This window comes from Nocardia sp. NPDC052254 (genome assembly GCF_040679495.1).
In the GTDB taxonomy this organism is placed as follows: domain Bacteria; phylum Actinomycetota; class Actinomycetes; order Mycobacteriales; family Mycobacteriaceae; genus Nocardia.
The window spans coordinates 153,124-169,875 of sequence record NZ_JBFAUW010000001.1; the positions used below are offsets into that span (position 1 = coordinate 153,124).

General features: G+C 67.9%; 14 protein-coding genes and 1 pseudogene. 7 read left to right on the forward strand and 8 right to left on the reverse strand.

Annotation, left to right across the window (positions count from 1 at the left end; genetic code table 11):
• Positions 1 to 39 precede the first annotated feature (39 nt).
• A complete protein-coding gene (locus AB0L57_RS00740) occupies positions 40 to 714 on the forward strand; it encodes a cupin domain-containing protein (protein ID WP_364954906.1) in 675 nt (224 codons plus the stop codon).
• A gap of 79 nt (positions 715 to 793) precedes the next feature.
• Here the strand turns inward: AB0L57_RS00740 and AB0L57_RS00745 are convergent.
• Positions 794 to 1,470 (reverse strand): annotated as a pseudogene (locus tag AB0L57_RS00745) (nitroreductase).
• A 151-nt stretch (positions 1,471 to 1,621) separates the two neighbouring features.
• Here AB0L57_RS00745 and AB0L57_RS00750 point away from each other — a divergent pair.
• On the forward strand, positions 1,622 to 2,536 hold the full coding sequence (locus AB0L57_RS00750) for an AraC family transcriptional regulator (protein ID WP_364954909.1): 915 nt from the start codon (positions 1,622 to 1,624) through the stop codon (positions 2,534 to 2,536).
• 71 nt (positions 2,537 to 2,607) lie between these two features.
• Here the strand turns inward: AB0L57_RS00750 and AB0L57_RS00755 are convergent, their stop codons facing one another.
• Together AB0L57_RS00755 and AB0L57_RS00760 are read right to left on the reverse strand one after the other, a co-directional pair.
• Positions 2,608 to 2,838, reverse strand: coding sequence for a hypothetical protein (locus tag AB0L57_RS00755; RefSeq protein WP_364954912.1), 231 nt, complete (start codon positions 2,836 to 2,838; stop codon positions 2,608 to 2,610).
• Between the two features lie 184 nt (positions 2,839 to 3,022).
• Positions 3,023 to 3,934, reverse strand: coding sequence for an SAM-dependent methyltransferase (locus AB0L57_RS00760; RefSeq protein WP_364954914.1), 912 nt, complete (start codon positions 3,932 to 3,934; stop codon positions 3,023 to 3,025).
• Between the two features lie 269 nt (positions 3,935 to 4,203).
• Here AB0L57_RS00760 and AB0L57_RS00765 point away from each other — a divergent pair, with 269 nt between their 5' ends.
• Positions 4,204 to 4,557 carry a hypothetical protein gene (locus AB0L57_RS00765; protein WP_364954917.1) on the forward strand — a complete coding sequence of 118 codons (354 nt, stop codon included), beginning with the start codon at positions 4,204 to 4,206 and terminating at the stop codon, positions 4,555 to 4,557.
• A 369-nt stretch (positions 4,558 to 4,926) separates the two neighbouring features.
• Positions 4,927 to 6,102: a cytochrome P450 gene (locus tag AB0L57_RS00770; protein WP_364954919.1), complete on the forward strand. Its 1,176-nt coding sequence runs from the start codon at positions 4,927 to 4,929 to the stop codon at positions 6,100 to 6,102.
• A gap of 7 nt (positions 6,103 to 6,109) precedes the next feature.
• Here the strand turns inward: AB0L57_RS00770 and AB0L57_RS00775 are convergent, their stop codons facing one another.
• The 3 genes from AB0L57_RS00775 to AB0L57_RS00785 form a co-directional block, all read right to left on the reverse strand.
• Positions 6,110 to 6,565, reverse strand: coding sequence for a GtrA family protein (locus AB0L57_RS00775; protein ID WP_364957203.1), 456 nt, complete (start codon positions 6,563 to 6,565; stop codon positions 6,110 to 6,112).
• Positions 6,566 to 6,685: 120 nt separating this feature from the next.
• Entirely contained in the window at positions 6,686 to 6,916 is a 231-nt protein-coding gene (locus tag AB0L57_RS00780) for a hypothetical protein (RefSeq protein WP_364954922.1), read from the reverse strand.
• Positions 6,913 to 7,287: a hypothetical protein gene (locus AB0L57_RS00785; RefSeq protein ID WP_364954925.1), complete on the reverse strand. Its 375-nt coding sequence runs from the start codon at positions 7,285 to 7,287 to the stop codon at positions 6,913 to 6,915. The genes AB0L57_RS00780 and AB0L57_RS00785 overlap by 4 nt, the downstream gene beginning before the upstream one ends.
• A gap of 205 nt (positions 7,288 to 7,492) precedes the next feature.
• Here AB0L57_RS00785 and AB0L57_RS00790 point away from each other — a divergent pair, with 205 nt between their 5' ends.
• Positions 7,493 to 9,772, forward strand: coding sequence for a LuxR C-terminal-related transcriptional regulator (locus tag AB0L57_RS00790; RefSeq protein ID WP_364954928.1), 2,280 nt, complete (start codon positions 7,493 to 7,495; stop codon positions 9,770 to 9,772).
• 50 nt (positions 9,773 to 9,822) lie between these two features.
• On the opposite strand, the gene car is transcribed toward AB0L57_RS00790, so the two are convergent.
• Positions 9,823 to 13,326 (reverse strand): carboxylic acid reductase, encoded by a 3,504-nt coding sequence (gene car, locus AB0L57_RS00795; RefSeq protein WP_364954931.1) that lies wholly within the window; start codon positions 13,324 to 13,326, stop codon positions 9,823 to 9,825.
• A 16-nt stretch (positions 13,327 to 13,342) separates the two neighbouring features.
• Positions 13,343 to 14,590, reverse strand: a complete 1,248-nt coding sequence (locus AB0L57_RS00800) for an FAD-dependent oxidoreductase (RefSeq protein ID WP_364954934.1) — start codon at positions 14,588 to 14,590, stop codon at positions 13,343 to 13,345.
• 235 nt (positions 14,591 to 14,825) lie between these two features.
• Between AB0L57_RS00800 and AB0L57_RS00805 the strand changes: the two genes are divergently transcribed.
• Complete coding sequence (locus AB0L57_RS00805) at positions 14,826 to 15,698, forward strand: transporter substrate-binding domain-containing protein (RefSeq protein ID WP_364954936.1); 873 nt, start codon at positions 14,826 to 14,828, stop codon at positions 15,696 to 15,698.
• Positions 15,695 to 16,666 (forward strand): alpha/beta fold hydrolase, encoded by a 972-nt coding sequence (locus AB0L57_RS00810; RefSeq protein ID WP_364954939.1) that lies wholly within the window; start codon positions 15,695 to 15,697, stop codon positions 16,664 to 16,666. The genes AB0L57_RS00805 and AB0L57_RS00810 overlap by 4 nt, the downstream gene beginning before the upstream one ends.
• Positions 16,667 to 16,752: the final 86 nt, after the last annotated feature.

Consider the following 16,752-nt stretch of genomic DNA (forward strand, 5'->3'; position numbering starts at 1 on the left):
CATCCTGGACGGGGTGCCTTCTGCAAAGGAGCCCCGGCAATGACGAAGTTCGTTCAGGCGATCGAATTCACGACCACCCACATCGACGAGTTCAACGAGAAACTCGACGACTGGCTCACCGCCACGGCAGGCAGACGTACCGCACTGCACAGCATGGAGACCAAGGATCGTGACCGCGCGGACACGTACCTGCAGATGGTCGAATTCCCTTCCTACAGCGAGGCGATGCAGAACTCCGGCCTTCCCGAGACGACGAGGTTCGCCGAGGAGCTGGCGCAACTGTGTGACGGCCCGGCGGTCTTCCGCAACCTCGATCTGCTGCGTGAGGACGACATGTCCGACGGCCAGGAACAGACCCTGCTCGTGAAGAATCTCGGCACCCCCGACGAATCACGGCTCTTCGAAGCCGAGAGCGGCCGGATGGATCTGGTCGAAACACCGCACGGTCCGGTCGGGCGCGCCGTGTTCGAACCCGGCTGGCGGTGGTCGCAACACGTCAAGCCGATCGCCGGAACCGACAGCTGCCGGACCGTGCACGCCGGCTACTGCGTGTCCGGGCGGATGCGGATCCACATGGACGACGGAACCGAAAATGACATCGGCCCAGGTGATTTCATGTTCTGCCCAGCTGGGCACGACGCCTGGGTCCTCGGCGACGAGGCATGCGTACTGATCGACTGGGCGGGCGCGGCCCGCTACGCGAAACGCGGCTGACGCCGAACCGGGCCGAGGCCCCGCAGGTGGCGAGGGACCGAGGACCGGATCGAGGTGATCGGCTCGCGCAGTATCGGTCTCACCCACGGGCCCGGCCGTCGATGAAGGTGACGGTCTCGGTGAGTGGTGCGCGCTCGATCCGTGGCGGACGGGTCGTGGTGTCCTCGAATCCGATGGACATGCCGCAGAACAGAATTGCCCCGGCGGGCGGGGACACCGTGTCGGCAACCGTCCGGTGATACACCGACCACGCCATCTGGGTACAGCTGTGCAAGCCCTCGGCGCGCAGCAACAGCATGACCGTCTGGAGGTACATGCCGAGGTCCGCCCATTGCGGCGTCCCATGACCCGGTCGATGTAGCAGAACAGGGCGGCCGGGGCGCCGAAGCAGTTCCAGTTCGCGGCGACCTGCGCGGCCCGGGCCGTGGCATCGCCGCGGGGAATGCCGAGTGCGCGGTAGCGCTGTTCGGTCGCAGCGGTCCGGCGGTGGCGATAGGGCGCGGGTAGATCGGTCGGGTACATCCGAAATTCGGGCGGATCGCCGGGGTCACCGGCCGCGACCCGCCGGCCGGCGCGCTCGGTGAGCTCGGTCAACGCCGCACCGGTCACCAGATAGCTGGTCCAGGGTTGCAGATTGGCGCCGGACGGTGTGCGTGCCGCCGCGGTCAGCACACGCTCGAGCACCGTCGACGCGATGGGCTCTGCGGTGAACGCGCGCACGGCGCGGCGGCTCTCGACTGCTGTGTAGATGTCCATCGGGTGGATTTCTCCCCTGTCCGTGTCGATCATGGCGGTCTCTCGGCTGTATCGACGTTCTGCGACGCGCAAAGGGGACCGGCTCCGAGCAGGTCGGTGATACGCCCTGGACGACGTGTTCGGTGGGTCGGGCGCGACGTAGATTGAGCACGTGGACGTACTCAGCGAAACGATCGCGGCGATTCGCACCGGTGATCCGACTTCCGGCCTGTTCGTGCGGCACGCGCCCTGGGGGCGGGCCTATCCGGTGGTGCCCGGAACCGGTTTCCACGTCGTACTGCACGGTTCCTGCTGGCTGATTCCACCCGCCGGTGACCCGATCGACCTGCGAGCGGGCGATGTCGTCCTGATGCCACACGGGGCCGACCACGTGCTGGTGGACAGTCTGGACACCGCGGTCACCGAGCAGGCTCACCCGGGTGAACCACGGGAGATTCCGGGCCCCGGCATACGCAGTGAGTTGATGTGTGGCGCATATGAACTGGGCCGTCGGCGCAGCCACCCGATGCTGGAGGAGCTGCCCGACTTCATTCATCTCCCCGCGCATCCGAGCCGGCACGCGGCGCTGCGCGGTGTCCTCGATCTGCTGGCCGCCGAGATCGCCGAGCCGCGCGCGGGCACCGATGCCGCGATCGCCACGCTGCTGGAAACGCTGGTGCTGTTCGCGTTACGTGCCTGGTTCGAGGATCAGGCTCCCACCTCGACCGGCTGGGCCGCGGCCTTCACCGATCCGGCGGTCACCGCGGTACTGCGTGCCATTCACGCGGCACCCGAACGTGCGTGGACGGTCCCCGAACTCGGTGCGATCGCCGGGGTCAGCCGGGCCACGCTGGGGCGGCGGTTCGCGGCGACAGTGGGGGAGCCACCGCTGTCCTATCTCACCCGCTGGCGCATGCTCACCGCCGCCCGGCTGCTGCGTGACACCGATACGCCCCTGGCGAGCGTGGCCCACAAGGTCGGCTATCAGAGCGAATTCGCCTTCGCCAAGGCATTCAAGCGCGAATACGGCCTGGCCCCGGGCCGATACCGCCATCATGAGGACGACTCCGCCGCCGTCGCCGTGTGACCGCACGACGCCCGGCGCAGGCAGCTGTCGAGACGATCGGCGATGCCGGTGCCGGGGCATCGGCGACCATCTCACCCGCGGATCGCCGCCGACCGTGACGACTGCTCGATCAGTTCCAGCAGACCTTCGATGGCCGCCAGTGACGACCAATGGTCGTGATACGCGATCCCTGGATGTCTACTCGACAGTGCGACGAAGGCATCGAGTTCGGCGGACCAGTGCACATGCAGTGTCGACAGTGGCGTGTCACCGCCCTGCGCGCCGGCCGTACCGACGATCTTGCTCACAGGCATCGCTGTCACCCACGCTCTCCACCACATGCTGCCCACTGTCCAGTCCATCACGACCGGTGCCCGCGGACGAGGTCGTTGACGCATTCTTAGCGCCCGGTCGTGCGGCTCGAAGAAGCATCGACGGGTATCGACCGATACACAGCGAGCACCCGAGCCTCGAACCTGGCCCGGGCGGTCCTGCCTCGGTGCGGAACTACTTGCGTCCGACGCACGCGTAGGCCGACACCTGCGCGTCCATCTTCTTCGGCGGTGCGACCTTGTCCGGGCGCCAGCGGTGCGGCACCTCCATACCGGGGTCGATCAGTTCCAGTCCGTCGAAGAACCGCATGAATTCGTCGCGGCTGCGGACCTGGCACGGCAGGCCGCTGCGCCGGTAGATGTCGACCACGGCGGCGATTGCCGTCGGATCGAGGTCCGGCGTGACATGGGTCATCACCAGATACGAGCCGGGAGCCAGCCCGTCCATCAGCGTCTCGACGATTCCGTAGGCGTCCTGCTCGTCGGGGACGAAATGCATCAGCGCGTTGAGGCTGAGCGCGACCGGCCGGCTGAGGTCCAGGGTGTCGCGCAATCCTGTTGCGTCGAGGATCTTTTCGGGTGTCGTGACATCGGCGGAGACGTAGTTGGTGCGCCCCTGCGGGGAGCTGACCATCAACGCCCTCGCGTGCACGAGCACGATCGGATCGTTGTCGACGTAGACGACTCGCGAATCGGGCGCGATCTGCTGGGCCACCTGATGCAGGTTCGGCTCGGTGGGGATTCCGGTTCCGATATCGAGGAATTGGCGGATGCCCGCATTCACGAGGAACCGTGTCACGCGGTGGATGAAGGCCCGATTCTGTTGCGCGGCCATGCGCACGCCGGGCCAGATGGTCACGACCTGTTCAGCCGCTTGCGCATCCGCGTTGTAATGGTCCTGGCCGCCGAGGTAGTAGTCGTACATTCGAGCGGTGTGAGGCTGGTTCTGTCGCAGGTCGACAGGAGAGCCGGGTTCCACGGTGGCGTCCTTTCCGAAACTGAGCAAGATCAAGGTATCAAGCGGGGAAGTATCCGGATGTGCGCCGTTCGAACCCTGGCCGGGAATACGAATTGCGGCTCGCCGCACCGCCGGTGATCGGCCACTGTGCGGCCGGGATGCGAATCATCCACGGGGCGGGCCCGGTCCGATGGTGGATCCGGCGCGCGATCGATCGGGCGTTGGGGTCTCGTAACCGGCTCTACGCCGACCTGTTATCCCGATGAGCGATGAGATCGCATGTCCCACAGTATCGTTGGAGAAGGCGTCACCGCTGAAGCCCGGATTCTTCCGGCAATGGGATACGGCCACATCGCTCGTGGTCTCGGTTGCGCCGAAGGCTGGAAAGGCGGGCGATGATGCCTCGAAACATTCCATTCGCCATGCGGCGTGCGGTCGCGATGGTGGCGCTGCCGCTGGCCGCGACGGCCGTCTTCGCCGGGGTCGCCTCCGCTGACGCCGGTACGGCCGCCCAGCCGGTCGCGGGTATTCCCCTGCAGAGCCAAGATACCGCGACGAACCCCGATGCCCTGATTCCCGATCCGGTGCTGAACGGTTCGTCCGCGGGCGCCTCGGTCGGCTCGGCGGTCGGTTCGGCCGTCGGGGTGGTGACCGGTTCGGCGACCGGTTCCGGCGGCTCGCTCCTCGGTTCCCTGATCGGCGCGCTGGTCGGCCTGACGAATCCGGGAGTGGTTCCTCAGGTGCTGCCCTGACGTCACCGGTCGGCCGCGGCCCGTCCACCGGCAGCCTTCGGAACTCGTTGTCCGGCGAATACGCCTGTCGCGGAATCGAACATGTCCCGAGCAGCGACACCGATCGGCCGCCGGTCCATTCAGCGCCGGTGTCGACCCGGCCGTACGCTGCGGACTCGTGCCCACCCGAACGCGCACGGTTACCGTGTGAGCGGTAGTTGATGTTCTTGGGAGGTTCCGGCGATTCTGCTCGACGTGGTGTCGGCGCTGCCGGCCACCGCCGTCCGTCCGTCCGTGCCCATGCCCCCGACCGGCGGAAGACGCCGCGTCTCGGCGGCTGCGTACCGGTCTGCGAACCCTTCGGTCTCCCAGTATCTTTCGAGGAGTTTCATGCCGACGATTCCGGCCACCGATGTCGACCTCCACACCGAGTCGGCGCGCATCGACCCGTATCCGATCTACGCGCGACTGCGGGAATTGGGGCCGGTGGTGTACCTGTCCCGTTACGACCTCTACGCGCTGCCGCGCTACGACGACGTGCGCGCGGCATCCACCGACTGGCAGACGTTCTCCTCCGCGCGCGGAGTGTTCGTGGACCCGGTGGTCAATGCTCAGCTCGAGGGCATCACACTGTGCAGCGACCCGCCCGAGCACACGGCGTTGCGGTCGGTGCTGGGCCGTCCGCTGCGCCAGGACCGGATGCGCGAGCTCACTCCCCGGATCGAAGCCGAGGCCGATCGCGTCGTCGCCGAGCTCGTGGAGCGCGGGCGCTTCGATGTCGTCGCCGATCTGGCCGAGCACCTGCCGATGACCGTCGTATCCGATCTGGTCGGCCTGCCGGGCCACGCGCGGAGGAAGATGCTGGGCTGGGCCGAGGCCGTCTGGAACACCCAGGGCCCCGCCGACGAGCGGGCCGCCGCGGCGATGCCGGCCGTGCAGGAGTTCCTCACCTTCGCCGCCGAGGAGGCCGTGCCCGGCACCATCGATCCCGAGGGCTGGGCCGCCCACCTGTATCGGGCCGCCGATCGCGGTGAGATCGCACGCGAGAAATGCCCGATGGTGATGCTCGACTACATCACGCCCAGCCTGGACACGACGATCCTCGCGATCACCAACACGATCGCCCTGTTCGCCGCGAACCCGGACCAGTGGGATCTGCTGCGCAAGGACCGGTCGCTGATCCCGCACGCGATCAACGAGTCGCTGCGGCTGGAGTCCCCGGTACCCCAGTTCAGCCGGGTGCTCACTGCCGACCATGACATCGGCGGGGTACCACTGGCCGCGGGCTCACGAGTCGCGCTGCTCTACGGATCCGGCAACCGCGACGAACGGCACTACCCGGACCCGGAACGGTTCGACATCACCAGGCGGCCCGGCGACCATCTCGCCTTCGGCCGCGGCGAACACGTCTGCGTCGGCATGCACCTGGCCCGCCTCGAGATCGGGGTGCTGCTGCAACGGCTGGCCGACCGGGTGCACCGGTTCGAGATCCGGCACTCGCGGCCACTGATCAACAACGGGCTGCGCGGACTGGACTATCTCGAGGTCGTCGTCGAACCCGCGTGACAGGTGGTCATCGCTCAGTTCGCCCGAACACGATCCACCGCATGGCGCAGTACATGTACACCGCCTCGCAGGCCCCGGCGGCGAGGCGGGACAGGTGGTACTCGACGCCGAGGGCCGACAGCGCCGCCGAGACGCCGAGGACGAATACCAGATAGTTCACCACCACGACGACGGCATACATCGCGACCTGCGGTCCCACCGCGGTGTGGGAGCGGAAATTCAGCGTCCGGTTCAGGATGTAGGCAAGGCCGAACGCGCAGCCGTACGCTGCGGTGACCGCGAGCGGCACCGGCAATCCGAACCCGCCGTGCAGCACGGTCAGCAACAACAGATCGATGCCGAAGGTGGCGCTGTTGATCACCGCGAATCCCAGAAAGGTCGGTGCGACCACGGTGTTCAGACCGAACGGCAGGCGTGCGACCGTCACTGCGCAGGCCCGGTGGAATCGCTCGGCCGGTCCCATCGGCTCCGTCTTCGCCACAGCATGCACGCCGCCAAACTGCCACGGCGAGGTTGTGCCCCGGTGATCATCGGCCGAACAGCAGTCGAACTACCGGCGGGTGAGATGGGTTCGTGAGCGAGACTACGGTCCGGAGAACAATCGTTCGTTCGGCAAACGGTTCTTCAGCAGATGCCCATCGGTCACACGGACACTGAATTCGATGGTGTACCAGTGCTTTCGGTGCCAATCCTGGATCAGGTTGCGGGCGGCGGCCGCGGTGGCGCGATAGTCGAAGACCATCCCGCGCAGCCAGATACGAAGATGAACGTCACGGTGCCCCGGTGCCGTCATGGCCCGGTCCGGCTTCGTCACGAGGCCGCCCCGGCGGCGCGGGTGCCGTTGATCCGCCATGCCGATGTCAGCGCATCGGAGAGTGCCCGCTTCAACCATTGCGCTTCCCGGTTGTCGGCGTGGGTGGGCCGCAAGCCCGCGCCCATCATCTCGACGAAGCGGCTGCGGTCGACGCCGAAGGCGACCAGGAGCTCGCCGGTGCCGGCGCCACCGAAGGGCGCCCAGTGGATGGCGAAGTCGAGCATTCGTTTCATCTCCGCACCCAGTGACCCGGTGGCCTTCAGGTGGGCCGATTGCCGTAGCGACGACCGGACCCAGGAGCAGTCGTAGGCCGCGATGGCGTCGGCCGCGGGGACCGGCTCGGACGAGGGGCGGCGCGTGGCGCGCACCATACCGGCGTACCTGCGCTGATGTTGGGGGGCGGGCTCCATGAGCATCGAATATGGCCGACGTCGGAGCCGTTCGCACGGGGTGAAATACCCCCTTCGCTACCTGTGTTCTGCCTCACATCGAAGAGGGGTAGGTTCGATTTCAGTACCTTTCGGGGTGCGTGATCGGAGGTCGGCCCTGAGCTATGTGAAAAACCAGAAACACGCTATGACCAGCTTCATCGGGCGCCGACGCGAGATCGACGAGGCCCGCGCGCGGCTGCAGCACACGCGGCTGCTGACCGTCGTCGGTCCCGGCGGAGTGGGCAAGACGCGACTTGCCGACGCTGTCGTGTGCCGCTCGGCGCGGGCATTCCGGGACCCCGCTCGCTGGATCGAACTCGCGGCCGTGCTGGATCCGGCTGCGCTGCCCTCGGCCGCGGCCGCGGCACTCGGGGTGACCGATCAGTCGAACCGGCCGGTGATGGACAAGATCACCGACTATCTGCGCGATCAGAACGTCCTGGTGGTACTCGACAACTGCGAGCATCTGCTCGATGCGGTCGCGTCCTTCGTGGCCGGGGTCCTAGCGGCCGGTGCCGAGATCCGAGTACTCGCCACCAGTCGGGAACGGCTGGGAGTCGGCGGTGAGGTGATCTTCGAACTGCCGCCGCTGCCGACCCCGACGCTGTCCGCGGAGCGCACGGCGGCCGAACTCGCCCCCTGTGAATCGGTCGCCCTGCTCGTCGAGCGCGCGCACGACGTCGTCGCCGATTTCACGATCGACGATTCGAATGCGCGGGCGATAGCGCAACTGTGTATCCAGCTCGACGGCATTCCGCTCGCGATCGAACTGGCCGCCGTACGGTTACGGTCGCTGTCACCGGAGCAACTCGTGCATCGCCTCGGTGCCCGGTTCGATGTATTGACCGGCGGCAACCGGACCGACATGCCACGGCAGCAGACCCTGCGCGCGCTCATCGACTGGAGTTTCGACCTGTGCACCCCGGCCGAAAAGCGATTGTGGGCAAGGCTTTCGGTGTTTCCCGGGAGTTTCGATCTGGAAGCGGCCGAGGCGGTGTGCACCGATCCGGGCACCGACAGCTGCGATGTCAGCACCATCCTCGACCAGCTGATCGCCAAATCCCTGGTGGGAGTGGATCGTTCGCGTTCGGTCCCGCGCTACTCGCAGCTGATGACCGTGCGCGAGTACGGTCACGAGTTGCTGGTGGCCGCCGGCGACGAAGCCGCCGTGCGATCCCGGCACCGGGATCACTATCTCGACAGAGCCGAGCGTTACGCCCGCGACTGGTTCAGTCCGCATCAATCCGACCTGCTCGAACAGATGCGCATCGACGATGCGAACCTGACCGCCGCATTCGACCGATCCCTGCACGACAACCACCTCGACACCGCGGCACGGCTCGCCGTGGCTCTGCGGTACCACTGGATCGCGGGCGGCACCCTCGCGGACGGACGGGTCCGGCTGGAACGGTTGCTCGGACAGCTGACCGATGCCCACACCGAGCGCGGCAACGTGCTGTGGGTGACCGCGTGGATCGCACTCGTTCAGGGCGACCGGGACGGTGCCGCGCGCCATCTCGACGAATGCGCGGATATCGCGCTGGTGCACAGCGACCGGCGATTACAGGCCAACCACGATCAGTGGGCCGGGGTACACGCCATGTTCGGTGGTCGTCATCGAGACGCGATCGCTCTGTACGGCCGGGCGATTCCGGTGCACCGCGAGTACGGCGATCCGGCGGCACTGACCGCGTCGTTCCAGCTGGCGATGGCGCAGGCATACAACGGGCAGCTCGATGCCGCACTGTCGACATCGGCAGAGGTCATCGGTATCGCGGACTCGTGCGGCGAACGGTGGAACAAGGCATACGGCTTGTGGATCGGGAGCATCGCGCATTTTCACCGCGGGGATATCGCTGTGGCGGTCGAGTCGGCCATACAGGCGCTGCGCCTGCAGCGCGATTTCAAGGACGGGATCTGCACCGCACTGTCGATCGAGGTGCTCGCCTGGGCCACCGCAGCCGAGAACGAGCACAGCAAGGCGGCGCGGCTGTTCGGTGCGGCCCACGCCGTGTGGCAGAACATCGGTACGTCGGTGACGGCATTCGGTCCCGATATCTCGGCGGATTCCGAAGGGGCCGAGCAGATGCTCGAATCGAGTCTCGGCACCGAGGTCTTCCACCGATTGACCACTCCCGCCGCGCAGCTGAGCATCGAGCAGGCGGTGGATCTGGCGCTGGAACGGCCCGCCCGGCGCCCGCGAGCACCGCGGGCCGACACGAATCCGCTCACCAAACGCGAGCGCGAGGTCGCCGGTCTGATCGCACAGGGGCTCAGCAACCGGGAGATCGCCGCGACGCTGATTGTCTCCCGGCGCACCGTCGACGGCCATGTCGAACACATTCTCGACAAGCTCGGAGTCGGATCACGAACTCTCGTCGTCGCCTGGTTGCAGGCGCACAACCAGGACGGCGTCTCGAGGTGAGCCGATGACGTGGCACCGCGGCCGGGCAGGCCGCGACGTGAGCGACGGATTCACCACTGCGGGTTCGGGGGAACCAGACCCAGCCGGACGGTGTCGGTGAGGTATTTGCCGACAAGCATGCGCGACAGCCCCGGAATCTCACCGGATCGACCGAGTCGCGCCCGGCGTACGGCGGCGCGAGATTCCGCGCACGCGGCCGCCGAACCGGCGATCGGCGCCGCCGGTGTCCGGTAGGCGTCGAGGATCGCGAGCGCGGAATGCTGTCGTTGCCCCGGTGGGAGGGCGTGCAACGCGATCCCGAAACGGGCCAGCCAGTCGTCATAGTCGTCGATGCGGCGCATCGGATGCCCCGCCTCGATCAGGCAGTCGACGACGGTGTCGAGTGAGATCCCGTCGTCGTGCGGATTGACGATGTGCAGGGTGGAGTAGCCCGCGTCACCGCCGCCGAGGGCCACGATCGACTCGGCGACGAACTCGACCGGCAGCCCATCGAAATGCGCTGCCACAGAGCCACTGTCGTCGCGGTAGAACGAGCGTGGCGCCAGGCCGGTGAGCGCGAGGCTGACGAGCAGACGGGTGAACATGTCCGCCGGATTGAGCTGGCCGGGGTAGTCGCTGTGCCCGAGAATCATGCTGGGGCGCAGGACCGTCACGGGCAATCCGTAGCTGTCGTGGGCCGCGCGCAACAGGACCTCGCCGGCCCATTTGCTGGTCGCGTAACCCGCGGCGTATTCCGTGCCCAGCGTCCGAATCGGTGCGGTCGAGCGCACATCGGCGTTCTCGTCGGTGAGCGATTGCGGATCGGCCGCGGCGATGGTGGAGACATAGCTGAACGGCTTCAACCGCTCCGATACCGCGAGCCGGATCAGTTCGGCGGTGCCTGCCACATTGGGTTCGTACAGTTCGCGATAGGGGAGTATGTGGTTGACGAGGGCGCCGACGTGCACGACACGATCGGCTTCGGTGGCCAGGCGCTGCCAGCGCCGCTCATCGAGCCCCAGATGTGGTGCGGTGACATCGGCCGCCACCACGTCCAGTCTGCCCGGCGCCAGTGCCGCATACCGTGCCGCCAATTCCGTTGTGGCGCCGAAGATGTCGTCGAGTCTGCGCCGGGCCGCGGCGTCGTCACCGGCTCGGACCGGGCAGATCACCGTGCCGCCCTCGGGCAGCCGGGCGAGCTGCTCGAGCAGGACGAACCGGCCGAGGAACCCGGTCGCCCCGGTGAGTACGAGGGTGTGCCCGCGCCGGGCTGTCGTGCCGGGATCGGTGGCGATCGGGCGCGGATCGTCCCCGAGCACCCGTGCGACGGTGAGATCGGTGGCCCGCACATGCGTCGCGTCCGCACCGTGAACCTCGGTGCAGCCGGGACGCGGCGAGGGGCCACCGCGTCGGCTGTCGAGGTAGCCGGCCAGCCCGCGCAGGTCGGTATCGGGCGACACGATGACGTGTACCGGCACCTCGACATCGAAGATCCGCTGCAGGAGTTCGGCGAAGAGCACCGCCGACAGCGAATCTCCGCCGAGCTCGGCGAATGTGGACTCGGCCGAGGTCACCGGATCGGTGCCGTCGAACTGCAATCGCACCGCACGCAACAGCGTGTCGAGTGTCGCCCCATCGGATTCGCGCAGCTCGCGAAGGTGCCGCGCCCGCCGTTGCGCCGCATCGGCGTAGAGCTGCTCGAACCGGTCCGCGTAGCGCCGTTCGACAGTGGGGCGCAGCACCTTTCGTGAGTCCGACAGCAGTCCGTTGGCCGGGCTGAACGGCTCCGGTTCGACCACGAAGTCACCGGGTACCTCGTAATTCCGCAGTCCGGCTCGCTCGGCGGCGGCGCGCAGCTCGCCGGACAGTCGCCGGCGCAGGAGCGATTCATCGGCGGCCGCGCCCAGCGCCTCTGGCGTCGGCACGATCACGGCGAGCAGATACGACCGCGAGGAGTCGCCGTGCACGAAGATCTGATGGATCGATGGGCACCCGGTGAACACCGACTCCAGCTGAGCCACCGCCACGAACTCGCCGTTGGCCAGCTTGCGCACATTCGATCGGCGGTCGAGATAGGTGATCTGCCGGGGCCCGAGCTCGGCCACGATGTCACCGGTGCGGAAGTATCCGTCGGCATCGAACATGGTCGCGTTCAATTCCGGGCGCTGGTGGTAGCCCGGAATGATGTTCGCGGTGCGCAACAACAATTCGCCGCGAGGATGCGGCCGGTCGGTTCCGAAGTAGCCCAGTTCCGGGACATCGAGCAGTTTGTAGCCGGTGACCGGGGGCAGCAGGTGGGTGTCGATCATGATGCCGCCCGCCTCCGTGGAGGCATAACCGTCGTGCAGCTCGAGGTCCAGGCAGCTCTCCATGAAGGCGGCCGTCTCCGCGGCCAGCGGCGCGGTCCCGCACACCGCGCGCACCACGCGCCCGCCCAGGACCCGCTCGCGCAGGCGGGTGCGAACCTGTTCGGCCGCGACAGGTCGCGCGTCATCCGAGGACGATCCCAGCTCGCTCTGGTAGAGCTGATGGAGCATGTCGCAGATGCGCGGAACGAGATTCAGCTCGGTGGGCCGGGCCAGCGACAGATCGTCGAACAGAGTGGACAGATCGCTGGCCGTGGCGAAATATCCGGTGCCGCCGCGAGCGAGGGTGCCGATCAGCGAGACGTGCCCGGCCAGATGGCTCATGGGCAGATAGTTGAACCCGATGACCGGTATCCGGTTCACACTCGACTGGAACCCCCGCCACAGTGCCGCCACCAGCCGCTGCGGGTACATCGCGCCCTTCGGCGCACCGGTACTGCCGGAGGTGTAGACCAGCATCGTGAGCGCGTCGTCGTTTCCGGTGTGGTGCGGGATCGAGGGGAGTGTGCGCGCGCGTCGGAATGCTTCGGCGGATGTCTCCACGAGGACGGGATGTGACAGCTCCGACACCCGGGCGCGCGCCCGATCGAGCGCGGCACGGTCGGCGTCGTGGCCCCGGTGGTGATCGAACACGACGATCCGGCGCAGGTTCGGCGAGATCGCGGCGACTTCGGCGGCGATCGCGAGGTACTCGGAACTGGTGGCCAGCACCGTCATCCCGGTCTCGGCCACCATCGGCCGTAACTGCGCCGGAGGCGCACCGCACTGCAGCGGAACCGCCACGACTCCGGAATACACGCAGGCCAGCACGAAGGTGGCGTAATCGGTGCTCGTGAATCCGAGCAGGCCGAGGAACTCGCCAGGGTGCAGGGTCTGCTCGTGTGCCCAATCGGTCGCGAGAGTACCTGCGCGCGACCACAACTCGCGATAGGTGATCGTGTCGTAGCGTGCGAGTGGGCGTAGTTCGGTGCCGCCCGTCCGCTCGTCGGTGACCAGTTCGTGCGCCCGTTGCCCGAGCGCCGGGCGGTCGGCGTAGCCATCCATCACGGCCGCCACCACCTCGGCCAGTGGCATACCGTGCCGTTCCAGCACACCGGTGACGGCGTCCAGTGGTGCGGCAGCGCGGAATTGGCCGTCGCGCTCGAACAGCTCGGCGATTCGGCGCTCCTGGCGGGTGCGGAACCGGCGCTGTGTGTGCTCGGTGGTCATGGCGGTCCCTCTCGGGTCAGCGGCGCACGAGTGCAGCGATCACGCGCAGCGCGTGACGTCGCGACGGCAGGTAGAACAGGAAGAACGCCAGGCGCGATGCCCAGGCGGGCCACCCGCGAAAGCCCATTCCCCACGCGTCGAGAACCGCTCGCCCCCTGCCGAATCCCGCGGTCACGCCCACGCTGCGCCACGTGAACGGGCGCTGTGGCGTGCCCCGGATCACGCGGCTGATGTTGCGTCCTACCCAGGTGCCCTGGCCGATCGCCCACGAGGCATCCAGCGGGCAGGGTTCCCCCGAGGGCAGCGGCACGCTGGCCGCATCACCGCCGGCCCATATTCCCGGTGCGATCTGCAACCGGTCGTCGGTGATCAGCGCGCCCCGATCGTCGACCGGCAGATCGTCGAGTCCGGGCAGTGGCCGGACCCGATTGCCCACCGCGGCGACCACGGTCGACACCGCGATCGGATCGCCGTCGTCGAGTTCGACCTCCGCGGCGCTCACCCGGACCACCCGGGCCGGCGCGAGCAGCCGAATCTTGTTGCGGGACAACTCGGTACCGACCTGCTCGCGCAGCCGGGGCGACAGTTCGTATCCGACCGCGTCGGCCGCGCCGATCAGTACCACCTCGCCCGGCGCAGTGGCCCCTGTCCGATTCGCCGCGTCGGCCAGGCGCTGGGCGATGGCCACCGCGGCCTCGACCCCGGCCAGCCCGGCGCCGACCACAGCCACCCGCGGCGGCTGGGATCCGCCGGCCGCCACGCACTCGTCGAGGTGTGCGGCCAGTGCGGCGGTGCGGCCCGCATCGCGCAGCCGGAATCCGTACTCCTGCAGTCCGGGAACGGATTCCACGTTCTCCACCGCGCCCGTGCCGATGACCAGATGGTCGTAGTGCAGGGTGCCGGTGCCGCCGTCGGCCAGCTCGATCGCCACCGTGCGTTCGTCACGGTTCACCGCGGTGGCGCGTCCGTGCACCCGTTCGGCCTTCGGGAAGACCTCGGTGAGCGGGCTGAGCTGCGCGTCCGAAGGCCATGCCCCGGAAAGGACTTCGCCGGTGAACCCGTGGAACACGTGTTCCTGCGCCGGGCTCACGACCGTGATGGTGACCTCGTGCCCGAATCGGCGGCGTAACGCACGGTAGGCCCAGATGCAGACATAGCCCGCCCCTAACAAGACAACGTGCTGGGCAATGGAATTCGAATCGTGGTGGAGGTCTGATCGGTCGTTCAGCGTGTGCCCCAATGAGAGAATCCGGCAGCGGATCATTTCGTCACCCGGACCGTCGAATCCAGGAAGCCGCGATGGTAATGAGGGGCGCGCCCGCCGACAACCGACCGCCTGCCCACTACTGGCAACGGTCTCGGAACGGCTCGGTTCGGGTGGGCGGGCGGCAGCGGACACACCGGGTTCAAATGGCCGAGCCGATGGCGTGGCACGTAATACAGTCGCAGGCACCGATCCGGCAGGCACACCGGTGGGCAATCGATGTCGAGGTGGTCGAGTGATTGCACGTCGAGGCAGCGTGCTGGCGATCGCGATTCTCACGCTGTCGGTGACCGCCTGCGGCGCGCAGCCGGGCGCCCCGGCGCCGTCCGGCCAGCTGAGCACCGGGATGCGGCAGGCGGCGCTGCCGGATCGCGCGCGGCGCGATCGGACGCTGATCGTCGCGACGAGCACCCCGTACGCGCCGAACGAATTCATCGACGACACGGGACAGCCGGCCGGTTTCGACATCGATGTGATCACCGCGATCGGGAAAGCCCTGGACGTCCGGATCGATGTCAGAGACGTACCGTTCGCCGATCTCGTGCCGGGTGTGGCACGAGGCGACTACGACATCGCGACGCGATCACTGTTCGACACCGTGGCGCGCGAGGCGTCGGTCGACATGGTCACCTACTTCAGTGCCGGCACCCTGTGGGCGCAGCGCGCCGGCGGCTCGGTGGACCCGAACCTGCCCTGCGGGCACACGGTGGCCGCCCAGGTGGCGACGGTGCAGTTCGACGCGGAGTTGACCGCCAAGAATCTCGCCTGCACGAACGCCGGTAGGCCCGCGATGACGGTGGTGGCCTTCGGCAGCCAGGCCGACGCGATCGCCGCGTTGACCCGCGGCGACGTCGATGCGGTCTCCGCGGATTCGCCGGTGACCTCCTACTCGGTACGACAGTCCGGCGGCCGGTTGGCGGCGGCCGGTGCGGCCTTCGACACCGAGCCCTACGGTATGGCCGTTGCCAAGGGTTCTCCGCTCGGCCCCTTGTTGCAGCAGCGGATTCAGGTTCTCATCGACTCCGGAGGGCTCGCGGCGATCGCCGATCGCTGGGGCGTGGGACAGGGAGCGGTGCAGCACTCGACGATCAACGGGGCGACCGGTTGAACGGGGCCGGTACGGGCGGTGTCGCGGCGGCGCGGCTGGTCGCCGCGTTACTGGTCGCGGTGGTGCTGACCTCCTGCGGGCAGTCGGGGCGGCCGCCGGTGAAGTCGGCAGATCCCGGAGATGCGGGCAGAGACTTCGCCAAGGTCACCGCGTCGACGAACGTCGATGCCACCAGGTATCTCTACCCGACGACCACCGGCAGCCGAGACGATCGCCAGAACTGGGTCGATCTGTTCCGGCCGCGTGGTGAATTCGGCAACGGGACAGTTCCGTTGGTGATCCTGATCCACGGTGGTGCGTGGCAGGCCCGGATCGGGGCCGACAGTTTCGTCACCCTCGCGCGGCGACTGGCCGAACGCGGACTGGCGGTGCTCAATGTCGAATACCGGCGGGTCGGCTCGGGCGGTGGCTGGCCGACGACGTTCGAAGATGTCGCTGCCGCAGTGGATTTCGTGCCCGAAGTGGAACGGGCGCAGCCGATGATCGACACCCGGAACGCGATCGTCGTCGGGCACTCCGCCGGTGGGCAACTCGCGATGTGGGCGGGCACCCGTGGCCGGTTGACGACGAACGAGATCGGAGCGGGCCCGAAGTTCAGTCCGACACACGCGATTTCACTCGCCGGGCCACTCGACATGCGCCGAGCCGTCGCTCTGGGAGACGGCCGGATCGTGACCGCTCTGGGAGGCACCCCGCAACAGGTTCCGGACCGGTACGACTCCGTCGACCCGATCGAGAACATCGATCCGCGGATGCCGGTGATCGCGATGGGCGGTTCGGCGGACAAGACCGTTCCGCCGTCGCTGTCGCAGCGGTATGTCGACACCGTGAAAGCAGCGGGCGGCACCGCCGAGTTCGTGCTCGTGGACCGTGCCGACCACTCGTCGATCGTCGATCCGGCCGCGCCGGCGTTTCGGATCGTGCTCGAGACGATCAGCCTCGCCGCGCACGACGCCGTACACCCGTGAGCGACTGCTCCGCGCCGACGACGGGGTCTTCGACGATCGACGTGTGCATCCGGTAGGCGTGGCACCGCCACGTCGAGCACTGCCGG